This window comes from Micromonospora sp. LOL_015 (assembly GCF_048060275.1).
Taxonomy (GTDB): Bacteria; Actinomycetota; Actinomycetes; order Mycobacteriales; family Micromonosporaceae; genus Micromonospora_E.
In genome coordinates, this window is the sequence record NZ_JBHMIO010000034.1 from 1 (window position 1) to 18,649 (window position 18,649).

At 71.6% G+C, this 18,649-nt stretch carries 13 protein-coding genes; 9 read left to right on the forward strand and 4 right to left on the reverse strand.

Features of this window, described 5'->3' with window-relative positions:
* Both ACFHWU_RS22610 and ACFHWU_RS22615 read left to right on the forward strand, forming a co-directional pair.
* Positions 1-1,598: hypothetical protein (locus ACFHWU_RS22610; RefSeq protein ID WP_416591516.1), on the forward strand; the 1,598-nt coding region annotated here is incomplete at its 5' end.
* A 53-nt stretch (positions 1,599-1,651) separates the two neighbouring features.
* Positions 1,652-2,059, forward strand: a complete 408-nt coding sequence (locus ACFHWU_RS22615) for a nucleotide triphosphate diphosphatase NUDT15 (protein WP_416568733.1) — start codon at positions 1,652-1,654, stop codon at positions 2,057-2,059.
* 3 nt (positions 2,060-2,062) lie between these two features.
* Here the strand turns inward: ACFHWU_RS22615 and ACFHWU_RS22620 are convergent, their stop codons facing one another.
* Entirely contained in the window at positions 2,063-2,671 is a 609-nt protein-coding gene (locus ACFHWU_RS22620) for a hypothetical protein (protein ID WP_416568732.1), read from the reverse strand.
* Positions 2,661-3,146, reverse strand: a complete 486-nt coding sequence (locus tag ACFHWU_RS22625) for a hypothetical protein (RefSeq protein ID WP_416591517.1) — start codon at positions 3,144-3,146, stop codon at positions 2,661-2,663. The genes ACFHWU_RS22620 and ACFHWU_RS22625 overlap by 11 nt, the downstream gene beginning before the upstream one ends.
* Positions 3,147-3,631: 485 nt before the next feature.
* Here ACFHWU_RS22625 and ACFHWU_RS22630 point away from each other — a divergent pair, with 485 nt between their 5' ends.
* From ACFHWU_RS22630 to ACFHWU_RS22645, 4 genes are read left to right on the forward strand one after another with little or no spacing between them, the layout of a single operon-like run.
* Positions 3,632-7,468, forward strand: coding sequence for a phage resistance protein (locus tag ACFHWU_RS22630; RefSeq protein ID WP_416591518.1), 3,837 nt, complete (start codon positions 3,632-3,634; stop codon positions 7,466-7,468).
* Entirely contained in the window at positions 7,465-10,353 is a 2,889-nt protein-coding gene (pglZ, locus tag ACFHWU_RS22635; protein WP_416591519.1) for a BREX-2 system phosphatase PglZ, read from the forward strand. The genes ACFHWU_RS22630 and pglZ overlap by 4 nt, the downstream gene beginning before the upstream one ends.
* The gene (brxD, locus tag ACFHWU_RS22640; protein WP_416551932.1) at positions 10,350-11,678 is read left to right on the forward strand and encodes a BREX system ATP-binding protein BrxD; all 1,329 of its coding nucleotides are present in this window, start codon (positions 10,350-10,352) and stop codon (positions 11,676-11,678) included. The genes pglZ and brxD overlap by 4 nt, the downstream gene beginning before the upstream one ends.
* Positions 11,675-13,819, forward strand: coding sequence for a DEAD/DEAH box helicase (locus ACFHWU_RS22645; RefSeq protein ID WP_416591520.1), 2,145 nt, complete (start codon positions 11,675-11,677; stop codon positions 13,817-13,819). Before brxD ends, ACFHWU_RS22645 begins: the two co-directional genes overlap by 4 nt.
* On the opposite strand, the gene ACFHWU_RS22650 is transcribed toward ACFHWU_RS22645, so the two are convergent.
* Entirely contained in the window at positions 13,816-14,808 is a 993-nt protein-coding gene (locus ACFHWU_RS22650) for a CU044_5270 family protein (protein WP_416591521.1), read from the reverse strand. The genes ACFHWU_RS22645 and ACFHWU_RS22650 overlap by 4 nt on opposite strands.
* On the opposite strand from ACFHWU_RS22650, the gene ACFHWU_RS22655 reads away from it, so the two are divergent.
* On the forward strand, positions 14,751-15,464 hold the full coding sequence (locus ACFHWU_RS22655; protein ID WP_416551929.1) for a hypothetical protein: 714 nt from the start codon (positions 14,751-14,753) through the stop codon (positions 15,462-15,464). The two genes, ACFHWU_RS22650 and ACFHWU_RS22655, sit on opposite strands and share 58 nt — an antisense overlap.
* Positions 15,465-15,655: 191 nt before the next feature.
* On the opposite strand, the gene ACFHWU_RS22660 is transcribed toward ACFHWU_RS22655, so the two are convergent.
* Entirely contained in the window at positions 15,656-16,720 is a 1,065-nt protein-coding gene (locus tag ACFHWU_RS22660) for a helix-turn-helix transcriptional regulator (RefSeq protein WP_416591522.1), read from the reverse strand.
* 247 nt (positions 16,721-16,967) lie between these two features.
* Here ACFHWU_RS22660 and ACFHWU_RS22665 point away from each other — a divergent pair, with 247 nt between their 5' ends.
* Together ACFHWU_RS22665 and ACFHWU_RS22670 are read left to right on the forward strand one after the other, a co-directional pair.
* The gene (locus tag ACFHWU_RS22665; RefSeq protein WP_416591523.1) at positions 16,968-18,107 is read left to right on the forward strand and encodes a winged helix DNA-binding domain-containing protein; all 1,140 of its coding nucleotides are present in this window, start codon (positions 16,968-16,970) and stop codon (positions 18,105-18,107) included.
* A gap of 76 nt (positions 18,108-18,183) precedes the next feature.
* Positions 18,184-18,630: a hypothetical protein gene (locus tag ACFHWU_RS22670; RefSeq protein ID WP_416591524.1), complete on the forward strand. Its 447-nt coding sequence runs from the start codon at positions 18,184-18,186 to the stop codon at positions 18,628-18,630.
* Positions 18,631-18,649 lie beyond the last annotated feature (19 nt).

Below are 18,649 nucleotides of genomic sequence, written 5' to 3' on the forward strand. Positions count from 1 at the left end.
TCGCTGCCCGCGCGGGCGTTGTCGAGGCGACGTTGCGTGACCCGGACTTCCCCGACGAGCCCGGTCGGCTGCCGTCGTCCGGGTTGACGTTGCCCCGGCAGTGGCAGCCCGGCATCCCGCAGTCCGACCGGCTGCGGTGGGAAGCCGTCGCGCTCACCGACCGGCTGGTGTCGCCGTGGCTGGTGCTGATCGGCCGCAGCGTCGAGCCGCCGCCACCGGGCGATCCGGGCCGGCTGCTCGGTCGGCTGTGTGCGCTCGCCGACCAGTTGCACGTCGACCTGGTCCTCGAAGTCCGGCCCAGCTCCATCGGGCGTGGGCTGAGCTGGGACGTCCGGTTCGAGCATGCCGGCGGTGCGGTGCCCGACTACCAGCACCGGTGGATCGCCGACCTGCCGACCGCGCTCGCCACCATCCCCGCCGAACGGGCGGTGACCGGCCTGACCGTCGCCAACCCGCTGCTGCCCGCCCACTACCTCACCGACGCCGCCCTCACCGGGCGTGCGATACCGGTCGGGTTGGACGGGCACCCCGGCGGCCACGACCTCGACCAGGTCGAACGACGCATGATCGCCGATGCCGAGCAGCACGGTGGGGCGCAGGCCATCTGGCGTAACCGGCACTGGTGGCACACCAGCCTGCGGCCCGCCGACACCGCCGGCACGTTCGTGCGCGGCTGGGAACCGCCGGCACCGAAACACTGGGGCGAGCCGATCCCCGCCCACCCCTGCGGCCGCTGCGCCGACCGGCTCGACCCGCCGTACTGCCTGGACTGCTACGGCACCCGCCAGGTGCGACGCGGCGCGGTGCTCACCGTCACCGACCTGCGTGGCCGGACCGTGCACCGCAACTGGCGACCCGACAGCGAACCGACCGGCGACCCGGAAGCCGCCGTCGGCCCGCAACCGCCCACCCTGGTGCTCACCGACCGGCCGTCCGGCACCACCGTGTGGCAGCTCGACGAGCACTACCAGATCGGCTCGCTCGCGGCGCAGTTCGGCGTCGAGCCGACCGACCTGACCGACATCGACGGCGAACACGTCATCGACCAGCACCTGCGCAACGGCGTCAGCCAGGTCCCCCACACCGGTGGCGACCCGCTCGACGCGTACCTCGGTGAAGTCGGCGCCACCTACGACGGCGCCCGCGTCATGGTCCTCGCCACCGGTTGGCCCGGCCCCACCCTCGACGAACTCGCCGCCCTGGTTCGCGGCCTCGGCCTCGCCCTCGACGTCACCGTCATCGACCACCGCAACACCACCGGCCGACCCGAACTGTCCCAAGGTCACTCCTGGTCGGTCCGGGTCGTCGACCCGGCCACACGCTTGGCCGTCGACCCCGTGCCCACCAGCGCCGCCCTGCCCGAAGCCGTCGCGCTGTGCTACCGCTATCTACACGGCGCACTGCGCGCCACCATCCCCACCGACCCGACCACGCCGATCCCCGTGCCGCAACAGCCCGCAGCGGCCGGCACCCTCCCCGACACCACAACCTGCATCACCCAGGTACGCCGCCACGCCGCCACCCGGCCCGGCGAACCTGTCACTGTCCGCCTCCACCCCGACGGCACCCACACCGGCACCACAGACCACCCGAGGTAGCCTCTGCCTGACGATGTTGACGGCTCGGGTTGCTGGGCGTTTAGGTGGTGGGCGTGCAGCAACCCAGGGTCGGTGTGGCGGCATTCGTGCTCAGCGAAGGTCGCTTCCTGATGGGCTTCCGCAAAGGTGCCCACGGGGCCGGCACCTGGTCGCTGCCCGGCGGCCACCTCGAACACGGGGAGAGCTTCGAGCAGACCGCGCGGCGGGAGGTCGAGGAGGAGACCGGCGTCGAGATCACCAACGTACGCTTCGGAGCGGTAACCAACGACGTGTTCGACGCCGCCCGGCACTACGTGACGATCTGGATGATCAGTGACCACCTACGGGGCAGTCCACAGGTCCGCGAGCCGGACAAGTTCGTCGACCTCCGCTGGACCGCCCCGCCCACGATGCCTGATCCACTCTTCCTCCCCATGCGTAACCTGCTCGACCAGCACGACCTGGCGCAGCTGCTGCCGTGACAATCAGCCGACGAGGGTCGGCATCTCCGACCGGTTTCTTCTGCTTTTCCGGGCGCTCCGTGATGGCATCAGCCGTGGCATGAGCTGTACCTCGACGTGATCCAGATCCTCGCGGATCGTCTGCATGCTGTGCTTCTCGGCCCGTTCCCGTTTGCCGGAGGTGCGCGCGGCTCGGCGGAGCGCTTTGAAGGACACCGCCATCAGCCAACTGGCCGCAGAAGCGCGGCTGATGTGTCTCAGGCTCGCGTCCTGCAGCCGCCGTAGATACTCGGCTAGTATCGGACGGTCGCGTGGTGGCACGTCGCCTAGGATCTGGTCCGCAATCGGGGTGCTGTTGGAAGGTTTGAAGATGGCGAGTGCGATCAGCGCATCGGTCAAAGTGTGTCGCCCGGCGACGCTGATATGGGTCTTCACTAGTTTGAGAAGGCGCTCTGCGGCGGGGCTGCGTTGAATCCTCCCGGTTCGTAGGTCGTCGACTAGTCCGTCTCGAATTAGCCACAGCTCGTTGCGAAATTGGCTGTGCGCTAGGCGGGTAAGCTGATAAATTAGCAGGAATGGTGACAGGGCTGCAGAGATCAGCATTATGAAGAATGCCAGCGAGTCAATGTGCATTTTCTTCCTCTTTCTGTCGGCTATTCGCGCTCTCCAGCTCCTTCTCTAGTTTGTCAAGGCGCTCTCTCTGTTGCTTGATTTTCTTCTTCCTCAGGCGACTCTGATTTGCTGTCACGCCAAGGATGGTGGTGGATGCAACGGAGTAGGCAACTGCTATGCTTACTCTTATGTCGGCATTCACGGCTGTTGTCTCGCCGGAAAAGGTGGCGGCGATAGGCTGCACCGCTTGAAGTGGAATCCATGCTACGGCGATGACCGCGATCCACCGCGTGCCGTCGACAATCCCTTGAATAATCTGGAACTTGTGGCCCTTTCTGCTATCTTCCCTCAGCTGCTTGAGTGCCTGCTCGGTCCGTTCAGTTCGCAGGTTTGCTCGATCGATTTGCAGCCGTAGTTTCTCTTTTTCGAGGTCGTCTATCTGCTTCTGTGGGTGTTCGCTGACCTCATCATGATCGTCTTTGTTGCTCTCCCGCATGACTGAGGATCATAAGAGCTTTCGTGTTGTTGAGTTTGACGTGCAAAAACAGCTAATCGGGCAAGCTGGGCTGTTGGGCTCTTCTTCGCATCTCTCCGTTATCTGGCTGATGATCATGGGTAACTGCTGGTGGTGATTGGTGTGCGGATAGTGTTGATCTTTGCTCGCGAGGTCACATCTGTCGGCTATCTGACTTTCTTGATCAACCCTTGGTTGTCGGGGGTGTGCGTACGGTGATGATACCGCAACATCGATATCGTGTTCAATCTTAGCGGCGTTGATGAACGTGGATGTAGTGGGAGTTTGCCTACATCGAACTGATTGCACGATCTTCGCCGCGCTACCAGGTATGGCGCGTGCGCTTCATTACGGGACGAGGCGAACTGTGGGCGACGTGTCTGGGCTTGCCGGCGCTTGCCGCCTAGGATCGACGGGCTGAGGCGGTCACAGCTTCACACGTGTTCAACCAGGTGGAGGGATCGGGGATGACACTGCTGCGGGATTTGATCAACATCCCGACCTCGGTGGGCGACTCCGACTTCGTCGTACGCGCCGCCGCCGGTGCCGACCTGGCCAACTACGTCGTGACCGACCAGCTCCGGGACAGCTTCACCAAGGCACTCGCCAAGGTCGAGCACGCCGTCACCACCGGCCGGTCCCAGGCAACCTTCCTGCACGGCTCCTTCGGCTCCGGCAAGTCGCACTTCATGGCCGTACTGCGGGAGATCCTGCACGGCAACCCCGAGGCCCGCGCCCTGCGCAACCTCGGCGAGCAGGTGGTCGCCGCCGACAGGTGGCTCACCGGGCGGCTGCTCACCCTCACCTTCCACATGCTCGACGCCCGCTCGGTCGAACAGGCCGTGCTGGAGGGCTACCTCAACCAGATCACCGCGCTGCACCCCGACGCGCCGACGCCCGCCGTACACCGGTCCGACGCGCTGCTGACCGACGCGGCCGGGCTGCGCGCCCGGATGGGTGACGAGGCGTTCTTCGCCGCGCTCAGTGACGCCGACCCCGGCGTCGCCGCCGGGTCGGCCAGCAGCGGCGCAGGCAGCGCCGCCGGATCCGCCTCCGCCGTCAGCTCGGACGACGAAACCCCCGGCCTGGCCGTGCTACACAGCCAGCGACAGGGTTGGACCGCAGACCGGTACGCCGCTGCCGCCGCCGAGCCGCCGGGCACCGCCGACCGCGATCGGCTCGTCACCGCCCTCACCACCGCGTTCTTCACCAACGCGGTACGCAGCGGCGAGTACCTCGACCTGGACACCGGCCTCGCCGTCATCACCCGGCATGCCAGCGACCTCGGCTATGACGGGATCGTCCTCTTCCTCGACGAGATGATCCTGTGGCTGTCCACCAAGATGAGCGACCACGTCTTCGTCAACACCGAAGGCGCCAAGCTCAACAAGCTGGTCGAGTCGGCCGACGCCGACCGGCCGATCCCGCTGATCTCCTTCGTCGCCCGGCAACGCAACCTGGAGGAGTTCCTCGGCCCGCAGGTCGGCGGCACCGAACGCGAAGTCCTCGCGCTGGTCCTACGCAGCGTCCAGGGCCGGCTCGGGGAGATCCCGCTCGCCGACACCAACCTGCCGGAAATCACCGAGAAACGGCTGCTCAAGCCGCGCAGCGACGAAGCGAAGGCCGAAATCGACCGGGCGTTCGCCGTGGTCCGCGGCAACCGGCAGGTCTGGGACATCCTGCTGCTCGGCGCCCAGTACGGCGACGCCGGCATCGGCTCCGACGCCACCGCCTTCCGCAAGCTCTACCCCTTCTCACCAGCCCTGGTCGCCACCCTCGTCGCCCTCTCCCAGGCGTTGCAGCGGGAACGGACCGCGATCAAGGTGATGACCGAGCTGCTCGTCGAACGCCGCGACACCCTGCGGATCAACGACCTCATCGGGGTGGCCGCGCTGTTCGAGCCGCTGGTGCTGCGCGGCGAACTACCTGACCGGGTCGAGCTCAGGCAGCGCTTCGAAGCCGCCCGCGACCTGTACGGCAAGAAGCTGCGCCCGCTGCTGCTGCGGCTCAACAGCATCACCGAAGCCGACGCGGCCGCAAACACCCAGTTCGAGCTCGACGACAAGCTGATCAAGACGGTGCTGCTCGGGGCGCTGGTGCCCGAGGTGCCCGCCCTGCACAACCTCACCGCCGGCAAACTGCACGCGCTCAACTTCGGCACCATCACCTCGCCGATCCCCGGCTACGAGCACCAGATCGTGCTCAATCGGCTCAACAAGGTCGCCAACGAGGCCGGCGAGCTGCACCTCACCGACGGCGCCGACCCGGTCGTCACCATCGAGCTGCACACCGTCGACTACGACAAGCTCCTCGACTGGGTCCGGCCCGAAGAGGCGACCACCGGCGGCGCGTTGCAGCAGCTGCTGCGCGAGCTGGTCAGCACCGAGATCGGGCTGACCGGTGCCACCGGGCAGCTCGGCGAGCTGCAACACCCCCGCGAGTGGCGCGGCCGGCGACACACCGTCCAGGTCAAGTTCGGCAACGTACGCGACGGCGACAGCATGCCCGTCGCCGCGCTGCTACCCACCGGGGAAGCCTGGCGCATCGTCATCGACTACCCGTTCGACCCGCAGGGCCGCCCACGCAGCGACGACCGGGCCCGGATCGAAGCCCTGCCGCGCGGCGAACGCAGCGTCTTCTGGCTGCCGCTCTACTTCAGCGACCAGATGATGGGCCACCTCGCCCAACTGTCGAAAATCAACTACCTGCTGGGCGGCACCGGCGAACGGTACAACGACGCCGTCCGGGACTGGTCGGTGAGCGAACGCCAGCAGGGCCGCGTCTACCTTCAGCAGCGGCAGACCCAGCTGCGCGGCACCGTGACCAACGCCCTCAAACAGGCGTACGGCGTCGCCGCCCCGCAGCCCGGCGACGTCGTCGAGGACAGCGTCGGGGTGCTGCACACCCTCGACGATGCCGTCGACGGCGAACTCGGCGACCCGCGCGGCGGCACCCTGGCCCAAGCGTTCCACAATCTCACCGGACAGCTGCTGGCCGCGACCTACCCGGGCCGGCCGGCGTTGCCCGAGGACGAGAAACCGCCGACCAGCGCCGAGCTGGCCAAGGTCCTTACCTACGCCCGGCAGGCTGTCGCCGACCCCACCCGGGGCGTCACCGTCCCGGCCACCGACCAGCGGACCCTGCGGCGGATTTGCAACAACCTGCAGCTCGGCGAGCTGGCCGACCACCGGTACGTGCTCACCACCAGCACCAGCTACTGGACCCGGCACCTGCTGCAGCGGGCCGCCGCCGACGGCCACCGGGACAGCTTCCCGGTGCACCGACTGCGCGGCCACCTCGACCAGCCGGAGCCCCGGGGCTTCGACCGCAGCCTGCAGAACCTGATCCTCTGCGTCTTCGCCCTCGACCACCAGCTCGCCTGGTACCTCAACGAGGGCCAGGTCACCGTCGACCGGGTCGACGCCGTCACCGACGCCCACGAGCTGAAGTTCCCGCCGATGCCGAGCGACACCGACTGGCAACGGGCGATCGAACGCGCCCAGCACCTGTTCGGTCAGGTGCTGCCGGCCTGGCTCATCCCAGCAAACCTCGCCAAGGCGGCGGCCCAGGTCCGGAAAGTCGCCGCCGAACGCGGACCGGCCGTCAGCGACCTCCTCGACCAGCTCACCGCGCACGCCGGCACCCTCGGCCTCGACCCCGCCGCCGACACCGGCCGGATCGGCGTCACCCGCCGCCTCGCCCGGCTGCTCACCGACCTGCGCCACGAACGCGACGACGTCGTCCTGATCGCCCAACTCGCCGGCGCCGACCTCAGCGACATCGACGACGCGACCGCCGGTACGGCGATCGCCAGCGCACCGACGATGGTCCGCGCCCTGCGGGACACCCAGTGGGCGGTGCTGACCGCCATCACCTCGATGGCCGCCGACGACGAGCGGGCCCGCGCATTGGTCGACCGGCTGCACACCGCCGCCGGCCACCACCAGCACTCCCTCGACCTGGTCGGCGAGCTGCACGCCGTGTTCGGTGCGGCGGCGGCACTGCTCGCCGAACGCCGCCCCACCTCGACGCCGTCGCCCCCGCCGGACCCGGACCCGGCTCCGGATCCGAGGCCGAACCCGCAGCTGCCCGACGGGGATGCCACGGTCACCGTCGCCGACCCCAGCGGTACGCGGGCCATGGGCTACGACCACACCGGCGGCGGCTCGCCTGCCGTGCCTGGTGTGAAGCCGCCGCGCCAGCGGACCATCGTCGACGAGGCCGGCCTCAAGGAACTCACCGACGAGATCGGCGGCGAGCTCGCCCAGGGCAGACGGGTCCGGATCACCTGGGAGACCGAGTGACCGCAGTACCTACCCAGCCGACCACGACTCCACCGGGCCGGCCGGACATCGTCCGGCCCGACGCCGTACGCCGCAAAGTCGATGCCTGGCTGAAGGAGGGCGACGGCGCCGACGCCATCGCGCTGCGCGCCGCACCGGTCTGGGACAGCGACCCGGTGATCATCCTTGGCGGCGTCCGGCTGCGGGTCGTCGCCTGCCCGACGCCGCTCGCCGCCCGAGCCGCCCTGCACGACCGGGCCGCCGACGAGAAGCTGGTGCTGCTCACCGACCTGCCCGACGCCGTCCTCGGTGACGGGCTGCTCGCCCACCTCAGCCGGCAGTCCGTCCGCAGCGTCAACGCCTGGGAACTCGTCCGGCAGATGTTCGGCGGCGTGCGACTCGACCCGAGCCTGCCGACCGACCGCCGCTGGCTGCCCGCCGCGCTCGCCGACCACGCCCCCGTCGACGGCTGGCCCACCCCGCCCGGCACGATCCTCACCCGCGACCACGCGCTGCGCTGCCTCACCGCCGAACTGCTCGGCATCGACCGTGACCAGCTCGACGCCTCCGGGATGCTGCAGTGGACCATCGACGCGCAGGCGCAGCAGCGGTTCACCGACAGGGTCGCCGCCGATGTCGCCGACGGCATCACCGCCTATCTCCGTGACGTCGCCGGGCCGATCGCCGAGCCGGTGATGGCGGCGGTCCGCGCCGGCCACGGCGTCGACGTCATCCCCATCGGACTGCTCGCCGAGGTGCTCTGGCCCACGCCGGCCGGCGGCACAGCCGGCAGGCCAGCCGGCGCGGCGGCCAGCGGACCGGCCGGAGTCGAAGTCGCCGTCGCCCGGACCCGGCTCGAACCCCGCTTCGGTGCCCTGCGGATGACCCCCGTGCAGGCCGCGGCGCTGCACGACGCCGCCGACGCCTGGGTGGCCCGTGCCCTCGACTCCGACGACGACATGGTCCGCCAGCAAGGGCTTCGGCTGGTCCGCCGGGCCGAGGCCATCGCCGCCGACATCGAGCTGACCAGCCAGTTGGCGGCGTCCAGCCTGCTGCCCGCCGGGGTCACCTGGCGGCTGCGCGCCTTCGCCGCAGCCGTACACGCCGCCCTGCCGCCGCCCGGCGCACCCGCCGCCGGCACAGTCACCAGGGCCGGGCTCAACCGGGCCGAAGCCGCGTTCAAACGCCTCACCGAACACCGGGCTGCCGACCAGGGCAGGCGGACCACCGCCCACATGGCCCTGCGCCTGCTGCGCTGGCTCAGCCGACCGGCCGGCCAGCCACCCCGGACCCTGTACGCCGCCCTGCAACGGCAGGTCACCGTCGACGGCTGGGTGGACCGGGCCCGGCTCGACGTCTTCGCCGGGGACGTCGACCCCGAGGTCGCCGAGGCGTACCAGGCGCTGCACCGGGCCGTCGACGCCCGCCGCGCCCGCCACGACGAACAGTTCGCCGGCCTGCTCGCCGAAGCCACCCGCGCCGACGCCGAACCCGGCCGGATGCTGCGCGTCGAAGACGTCCTGGACCGGGTCGTCGCCCCGATCCTCGACGCCGGACGTCAGGCGCTGCTGCTGGTCATGGACGGCATGGGCGTCGCCGCCGCCACCGAACTCGCCGAATCGCTCACCCGCGACGGCAGCTGGATCGAGCTGACCCAGGCCGGCGGCCCCCGGGCCGGTGTCCTCGCCGCGCTGCCCACGGTGACCGCGGCCAGCCGGTGCAGCCTGCTCAGCGGCCAGCTCGCCGTCGGCGACCGGCAGACCGAGCAGAGCGCCTTCGAAGGGCGGTTCACCGGCGGTCGACTGCTGCACAAGAACTCCCTGCGCGCGGGGGCGGGTGCCGCCATCGACCCCGAGGTGCGGGCCGCGATCGACGACCCGGCCGTGCCGGTGGTGGCCGCCGTCGTCAACACCATCGACGACTCCCTCGGCTACGGCGAGCCCGGCAGCACCGTCTGGGGCCAGGACACCGTCCCGGCCGTACGGGACCTGCTCGCCGTCGCCCGGCACCGGGTGGTGGTGATCGTCTCCGACCACGGGCACGTCGTCGACCGGGGGCCCGAGGCGGTCACCCTGCCCGGCGGCGACGGGCAGAACAACCGGTGGCGACCGGTCACCAGCAGCACCACCGACAGCACCGCGGACAGCAGCGGCGACAGCGCCAGTGACCGGCTCGGTGACGGCGAGACCGTGGTCACCGGGCGGCGGGTGCTGCTCGGCGGCGGCACCGTCGTGCTGCCGTGGCGGGAGGAGTTGCGCTACGGCCCCCGCAAGGCCGGCTACCACGGCGGCGCCGCCCCGGCCGAAGCCGTCATCCCGCTGCTGATGTTCACCGCCGGCAACGAAGAGTCGGTGCCCGACTGGCAGCCCGCTCCGGTCGCCAGCCCTGACTGGTGGCGGGAACCGGTGTCGTCGACAGCACAGCCCGGCACCGGCGGAGGTGGCGGCGGCCGGTCCGGTACGGGCGGCAGGCGGGCCGGCAAAGGCGGCCAGTCGGCGAAGCCGGTCCAGACCGAGCAGCTGTTCGACGTACCCGCCGATCCGCAGCAGCCGACGGCGGCCGCGCCGCCGGTCGCCGCGCCGGCCGATGCGGACCGGGCGCTGATCGACCGGCTGCTCGCCAGCGAGCGGTACGCCCAGCGCCGCAACCCGCGTACCCCGCTCGACGACGACCGGGTCGCCGCCCTGCTCCGGGTGCTGCTGGCCGGCAACGGCCGGGCCGGGCTGGAAACCCTCGCCGCGCAGGCCGGGGTGCCCGCCCATCGGATCCAGGGCACGGTGACCGCGTTGCGTCGGCTGCTGCAGGTCGAGGGGTACCCGGTGCTGACCATCGACGCCGACGGGCAGACCGTCGTGCTCGACAGGCCGCTGCTGGTCGAGCAGTTCGACCTCGGCGAGTCGTCGTGACCGTGCCGACCCCGCCGGGCAGCCCACCGGAAATCTCGCCGCGTCGCCGCCGCGACATCATCGACGCGCTGCGGCGCGGTGCCGTGCCCGCCAACGGCCTCGACGCGCTCGCGGTCGGGCTGGACCGGTTCGCCGCCGCCATCGACGACGACCTCGACCGGGTCGCCGGTGGCGGCAGCGTCTTCAAAGCCGTCCGTGGCGAGTACGGTGCCGGCAAGACGTTCTTCGCCCGCTGGTTGGCCGAACGGGCCAAACGGCGCGGCTTCGCCGCCGCCGAAGTGCAGATCTCCGAGTTGGAAACCCCGCTGCACCGGATGGAGACCGTCTACCGCCGGCTCGTCGAGCACCTCAACACCGAACAGTTCGCCGCCAGCGCGCTACGGCCCGTCCTCGACGGCTGGATCTTCGCGCTGGAGGAGGACGTACTCGCGTCGGGCACCGTCAGTGAATCGGACCGCGACGGGCTCGACCGGGCCGTCAGCGACCTGCTGGAACGCCGCCTCGCCGAAATTTCCCGCAGCACCCCCGGGTTCGCCGCCGCGCTACGCGGCTACCGCGCCGCCACCGCCGCCGGCGACCAGCCCACCGCCGACGGGCTCGCCGCCTGGCTCGCCGGGCAGCCGCACGTCGCCGCCACCGCCCGCCGGGCCGCCGGAGTGAAAGGCGACCTGGACCACTTCGCCGCGCTGAGCTTCCTGCGTGGCCTGCTCACCGTGCTGCGCGACAGCGGCCACCCCGGTCTGCTGCTCGTCCTCGACGAGGTGGAGACCCTGCAACGGGTCCGCTCCGACTCCCGGGACAAGGCCCTCAACGCGCTGCGCCAACTCGTCGACGACGTCCACGGCGGACGGTTTCCCGGCCTGTTCCTGGTGATCACCGGTACCCCCGCCTTCTACGACGGCGCACAGGGGGTGCAGCGCCTCGCCCCGCTGGCCCAACGCCTCGCCACCGACTTCGGCGGCGACCCCCGCTGGGACAACCCGCGTGCGGTGCAGCTGCGGCTGCCCGGTTTCACCGTGCCGGCGCTCGTCGAGCTGGGCGTACGGGTCCGCCGGATCTACGGCAGCGGACGGCTCGCCGGCCGGGTCGACGACGCGTACCTGACCGAGCTGGCGACTTCGGTCACCGGCAGACTCGGCGGCACCGTCGGAATGGCGCCCCGGATCTACCTGAAGAAGCTGGTCGCCGACGTGCTCGACCGGGCCGACCAGTTCACCGACTGGGACCCGCGCCGGCACTACCAGCTGACGGTGCGCTCCGACGAGCTGACCCCGGTCGAACGCAACGCGGCCAGCGCCGGCGAGGTCCCGTTGGACCTGCCGTGACCGACACCGGCGAGCTGCACCCGGTCCTGACGTACCACCTGGTCAACAGCCTGGGCTGGCGGGACCTGCGGCCGATGCAACGGGCCGCGGTCGGCCCTATCCTGGCCGGTGCGGACGCCCTGCTGCTGGCCCCCACCGCCGGCGGCAAGACCGAAGCCGCCGTCTTTCCGCTGCTGTCGAAGATGGCCGACGCCGGCTGGCCCGGCACCTCGGTGCTCTACCTGTGCCCGTTGAAGGCGCTGCTGAACAACCTGCTGCCCCGGCTGGAACGCTACGCCGACTGGCTCGGCCGCCGGGCCGCCCTCTGGCACGGTGACGTCACCCCGGCCCGCCGCCGGGCGATCCTCGCCAGCCGGCCCGACATCCTGCTGACCACCCCGGAATCGCTGGAAGCGATGCTGGTCAGCGCCAACGTAGACCACCGGTCGTTCTTCGCCGGGGTGCGGGCCGTGGTCGTCGACGAGGTGCATGCCTTCGCCGACGACGACCGTGGCTGGCATCTGCTGGCCGTCCTGGAACGGCTCACCCACCTGATCGGCCGACCGCTGCAACGGATCGGGCTGTCGGCCACCGTCGGCAACCCGGACGCCCTGCTGACCTGGCTGCAGGGCTCCGGCGCGGCCAGCCGCCCGAGCCGGGTCGTCGCCCCCGACACCGCTTCCGCCCCGGCTGCCGCTTCCGCCCCGGTCGCGAGGGCAGCCGTCGCGGACCGGGCACCGCCCGGCGACGTCGAGCTTGACTTCGTCGGCTCGCTGTCCAACGCCGCCACCGTGATCGCCGCGCTGCACGCGGGCGAGAAACGGCTGGTCTTCTGCGAATCCCGGCAGACCGTCGAAGAGCTCGGCCAGCTGCTGCGCCAACGCGACATCACCACGTTCCTGTCGCACGCCTCGCTTTCCGCCGACGAACGACGCCGCTCCGAACAGGCGTTCGCCGAGGCCCGGGACTGCGTCATCGTCTCCACCAGCACGCTGGAGCTGGGAATCGACGTCGGTGACCTCGACCGGGTGGTCCAGATCGACGCCCCGGCGACCGTCGCGTCGTTTCTGCAGCGACTCGGCCGGACCGGACGCCGCCCCGGTGCCACCCGCAACTGCCTGTTCCTCGCCCGCGACGGCGACGCACTGATCGAAGCGGCGGCACTGCTGACGCTCTGGGGCCGTGGCTGGGTGGAGCCGGTCGTCCCGCCACCCGAGCCCCGGCACATCGTCGCCCAGCAGATCCTCGCCCTGAGCCTGCAGCAGGGTCAGGTCGGCGACCAGGAGTGCATCGGGTGGTGGAACGGGCTGGCACCGTTCGACGAAAGCGCCCGGCCGATCCTGCGGCACCTGGTGGACAGCGGATACCTCGACACCGACAGCGGCATGCTGTTCATCGGCCCCGAAGCCGAAAAGCGGTTCGGGCACCGGCACTTCATGTCGATGACCGCGGTCTTCACCGGTCCACCCGAGTTCACCGTCCTCTACGGACAATCCGAGCTCGGCCGGATCGACCCGAGCCTGCTCACGGAGGAGGTCCGGGGTGACCGCCGGCTATTGCTCACCGGGCAGAGTTGGCGGGTCACGTACATCGACTGGCGGCGACGGCGCTGCTTCGTCGAACCTGCCGACGGCGGAGGGAAGGCCCGTTGGACGGCTGGCGGCCTCGCCGGGCTGGGCTACGAACTGACCCGGGCCATGCGTGACGTCCTGCTCGGCACCGATCCACCGGTACGGCTCACCCGCCGCGCGGTCGACCGGCTGCACCGCGTACGCGACGAGCGCTCCTCGCTGGTGCACCCCGGTGGCAACGTCATCCTGCGCGACCGCTCCGGCGACCTGCGCTGGTGGACCTGGGCCGGATACCGGGCCAACGCCACCCTCGCCGCGACCCTCAGCGAAGTGGTCGACCCGGTGCAGCGCTTCGACGACTGCCAGATCCGGCTGCGCGCCGACCTGACCCCCGCCGACTGGTGTTCCCTCACCGCAGACGCCACCGACCGGATCTGCCTGCCCGACGTCGACGAGAAGGCTTTGGCCGGGCTCAAGTTCAGCGCTGCCCTGCCGGCGCGGCTCGCGACGGCCACCCTCGCCGCCCGACTGGCCGACCCGGTTGCCGCCCTGGCCGTCCTTCGCCAGAGCACCCGTTTCATATCGATCTAGGACGGTATGTCTCCTAACCCGTCGACGGTGGCCTGGCGGAGCAGGGCGCTGTTAGTGGTGCCGAGGAACGCGTACGACGTCGCGTCGAAGACGAGGGTCGTCCCGTCGGCCAGGCCGACCCCCACCCCGGGGCGGTTGGCAAGGTCCCGCACCTGCTGCCGGACGGTCACCCCCGGCAGCGAAGCCAACGCGGCGAACAGGGCGCTCCGCTGACCCGAGGTGAGATACCGACCGCCGACCAGCAGCTCACCGGCCCGCTGCAAGACGAGCGCATCGGCGACGCCGCCACCGGGGGCGGCAACGGACGCCGCCTTCGGCCCCGCCGCCGAGGACACACCGGCTCGGAGCCAGTCGAGCACCGCCGCCGGGCTGTCCGGCATGCCGGCGTCGAAGCCCCGCTGCGGCGTACACGGTCGGCCCGACACCGCGTCGGCCGACAAAACGGCGGGGCAGGCCGGCAGCACCAGCTCGTCGGATGCGGCCCGGTCCTGCCGGTACGGCCGGTCGCGGACCAGCCCGTCCCGGGTGCCGTCCGCCGACAGCCAGGTCTGCCGCAACACCCGAGGCCCCTGAGCGGTGCTGAAGCCACCGTCCGGCTGCTGCACCTGGTTGATCGGGCTCGCCACCGTCTCGGTGAACACGAACTGCCCGGCTCGTGGGACGGGCAGGTCCGCCTCGTGCGCCACAAACGCGGCGGTACGCAGGATGTCGGCTGCCTCGGCCGTACCCGGTGGCGGTGCCGATCCGCCAGCCGGCCAGCCACCCCGTACCAGAGCGCCGACGGTGACCACGACGAGCAACGCCGCCAACGCCCCGCCGGCCAGGCCGAGACTCCACCGACGAGCCGACCGTAGGGCCGCGCCGCCGCGCCGCATCATTGTTCGCGCGCCCGGTTCGTCGAGCCGCCTGCTCCGCCGGCATAATCGCTCGGATGACCGATCAGGACCTTCTCGCCCGTGTCCGGGAGCTGCGGGAACGGGGCAGCTCACCCAAGCAGATCGCCAAGGCCCTCGGGATGGCGCCGTCGGCCGTCGCGCCGCTGGTCCGCCAGATCGCGGCGGCCCAGCAGGCACACACCGACCCGGCCGACCGGGCGCTGCTCGGCTGCTGGATCAACCCCGGCTGGAGCGTCGGCCTCGGTCTGGCCGAAGCACCCGACGAGTGGGTGGCCACCGACCCGCAGGCCGGCGTCGAAGTCGGCCCCAGTGGCCTGGTGCACGTGCTCGTCGCCCGCCAGGAGCGCGCCAGCCGGGCCACCGTCTGCGGCTTCCTGATCGACGTCTACTGCCTCGGCGTCAAGAACGCCATCGGCCCGCTGCCGATGAGCGTCGGCGCCATCGACGACTTCCGCCGCGAGTTCTTCGGCACCCTGGACGTGTCTCCGCTGGTCGCACCGCTGGAGCTGGCCCAGCATCTGGTGCACGGCGCGGTCGCGTACGCCCGGGGTCTGGGTTTCGAACCGCACCCGGACTTCGGCCCGACGGCCGCCTACCTCGGCGCACCGGCCACCCCCACGCCGATCCAGTTCGGCCGCGACGGTAAACCGCTCTACATCTCCGGCCCGTACGACGACCCCCGCGCGATCATGCGGACCCTGGAGTCGACGGTCGGTGCCAGTAACTTCGACGTCGTCACCCACGTGTGACGCTGCCGAAAGACGACCTCGTGTCACGGCCAGAGAGCCTAGGCCAGATGCGACGGCTGGTCAGCCGATCACGTCAGCCGCCGGTGCCGCAGTCGGTGACCGGTTGCGTGGACTGGGCCGTGGCGATGATGGTCGGGTCGCGTTCGGCGGGTGCCGTTGCGCCGAAGGGTCCGACCGGCGGCAACCTGGTGTCAGGGTGCGGCTACCGGGCGGTGGTCGGCGTTCGGAGGCTGCCCGGCGGTGGCGTACCGGCGGGCCAGGGTCGTGAATGCGGCGGCCAGCTCCGGCGGGCCGACGACCTCGATGCCGGCGTCGAACATGCCAACGGCGCTCGCCAGACCCACCCACGACCAGGAGCCCAGGGTCAGCCGGCAGCGGCGTGGACCGATCTCCTCGACGACGCCGCCGTAGACGTACCGGGCGACCTCGGCGGCTGGCAGGTCCAGGATCACCTGGCCCCGGCAGGGCCAGGCACCTGAGCTCGCCGAGCCGTCGGAGCCGGCTGAGCCCGCCGAGCCGGCCGCACCGCTTGTGCCGTCCGCGCCCCGGAACCTGGCCGTGACGAACGCGGCGACGCTGTCCGCCGGCAGCTCGCGCGGGGTGAAGCGCGGCCCGGTCGGGGTGCGCGGGGTGATCCGGTCGGCCCGGAAGATCCGCCAGTCGTCGCGGTCGAGATCCCAGCCGACCAGGTACCAGCGTCCCCGCCAGGTGACCAGGTGGTGCGGCTCGACCCGGCGGGGGATGGGCGCTGATCGGAAGTCGAAGCGCAGCACCTCACGGGCCCGTACGGCGTCGCTCACCGCCAGCAGCGTCGCGCTGTCGACCGGCTGCGCGGCGGCCGGCTCGACGGTCGGCCCGGTCGTGACGGCCCCGATCGCCTCGATGGCCGCTACGGCGTCGATCCGGTGGCGCAGCCGCTGCGGCATGACCTGCCGGACGGTGTGCAGCGCCCGCGTCGCTGCCTCCCCGATGCCGGCACCGCTGGCGGTGGCGGTCCGCAGCGCGATGGCGAGCGCGACCGCCTGCTCGTCGTCGAACAGCAGCGGCGGCAGCCGGGCGCCAGCGTCCAGCCGGTAGCCGCCGGCCGGTCCCTTGACCGCCGTGATCGGGTAGCCGAGATCGCGCAGCCGGTCGACGTCGCGCCGGACGGTCCGCGCGCTGACTGCCAGCCGCTCGGCGAGCAGCCCGCCCGGCCACTCGCGGCGGGCCTGCAGCAGCGACAGCAGCATCAGCAGCCGCTCCGAGGTTTTCGGCATGTTTCTCATTCTGACCGTAGTAGCGGACACAACCTGGCCGCTACCGCTGCGAATGTTGCCCCCTGCGCCCGAGACCCGTCGGGCCTGAACCACACAGCAAGAGGCCGACCTTGTCGATCACCACCACCACCTCAACTTCCGCGGCGAGGCGCGCGTACGCGGCGAAACGGTCGAGGAGGTCACCGGCTACTGGGACAAGGTCGTCGACGTCGCTGCCCCGTACAACCGGTAGTCGGGAGCGCGACCGATGACGGTGCTCGACACCCGGGCGCTCAACCGCGCGACGCTGGCCCGGCAGTTGCTGCTTGACCGCGCCGACCTGCCGGCGTACGCCGCCGTCGCCCATCTCGGCGGCCTGCAGGCGCAGGAGCCGCAGGAGCCGTTCGTCGGGCTGTGGAGCCGGCTGCGCGGCTTCGACCCGGCTGACCTGTCGGACCTGCTGCTGCGCCGCGCGGTGGTCCGGACCCATCTGATGCGCCGCACCGTCCATCTGCTGACCGCCGCCGACGCGGTGGCCTGGCGTCCCCGCCACGACGCCATGCTGCGGCAACGGGTGCTCGGGGCGTACCGCCGGGAGCTCGCTGGGGTCGACCTCGACGCGCTCGCGGCGGCCGGCCGGGCGGTGCTGGCCGACGGCGAACCCCGGACGATGACCGGCCTGGCCCGCGCCCTGCCCGACCCGTGGCGGCAGCGCGACCCGAGAGCGCTGGGGGAGGCGCTGGTCGCGGCGCTGATCCCGATGGTGCAGCTGCCGCCGCGTGGGCTGTGGCGTACTGCCGGCGGGGCACGCTACCGGCCGCTGGCGGAGTGGGCGGGCCAGCAGCCGGACCAGCTGACCGGCGCAGCCGGGACCGACCCGGCCGAAGCTAGCACCGACCCGGCCGTAGCCGGCACCGACCCGGTCGGCCAGACGCTGGTACGGCGTTACCTGGCGGCGTACGGGCCGGCCGCCAGCGCCGACCTGCGTGCCTGGTGCGGGCTGGCCGGGCTGCCGGCCGCCGTCGCCGCCGTCCGCGACGAACTGGTCGTCTTCCGCGACCAGCGCGGCCGGCAACTGCTCGATCTGCCCGACGCGCCGCGCCCCGACCCGGACACCCCTGCCCCGGTGCGGTTCCTGCCGGCGTTCGACAACGCGATCCTCGGCTACGACGACCGCAGCCGGATCATCGACGACGCCCACCGAGGGCTGTCCGTCGCCGGGGCACGCGTGGTGCTGGTCGACGGCCGGGTGGCCGCCACCTGGACCGTCGACGCCGGCACCGTCACCGTGACCGGGCTGTGTGGCCTCACCCGCGCCGAGCGTGCCGCCGTGGCCGAGGAAGGGGAGCGCGTGGTGGCGTTCCTTACTGACGGCGACAGCCACCGGGTACGACTCACCAACGGCTGAGGGCAGGCCGGTCAGCTCAGGTTTCGCCGCCGCCGATCCGGGCACACCCGGCACCAGGGACGGGAGGGGTGACGACATGGGGCGACGAGACGGCAGCGCCGACCAGGGCCGGGACCAGTTCTCCGAGCGTGATCGCGGGCAGGCGTTCGTCGACGACCTGGAGCAGCGGTCGGCGTACCGTCAGGAGATCCTGGACGACGTCGTCGCGCCGCCGAACGACCCGGTCCGGGAGGTGAAGGAGCGCGACCTTGACGACCCGGCCGACGTGCCGATCCCGGCCGAGACGCTGCGCGACGGCGGCCCGACCCGCTCCGGTGGCGGCCTGACCACCACCGGTGGTACCGCCGGCCCGGCCAGCACCCGCCGCGCCACCGGTCCCGGTCGGGCCAAAGAGCCCGGCCGGGGGAAGAAGGGTCGTGGTCGGGGCAAGGTGGCGCCGACGACGACCGGCGACGCCACCAGCGGCGGCATGGGTACGCCGGCCGGCGGCACGACCAGCGACGCCACCACCCGCGAGGCGTAGCCCGCCGCCACCCGTGAGT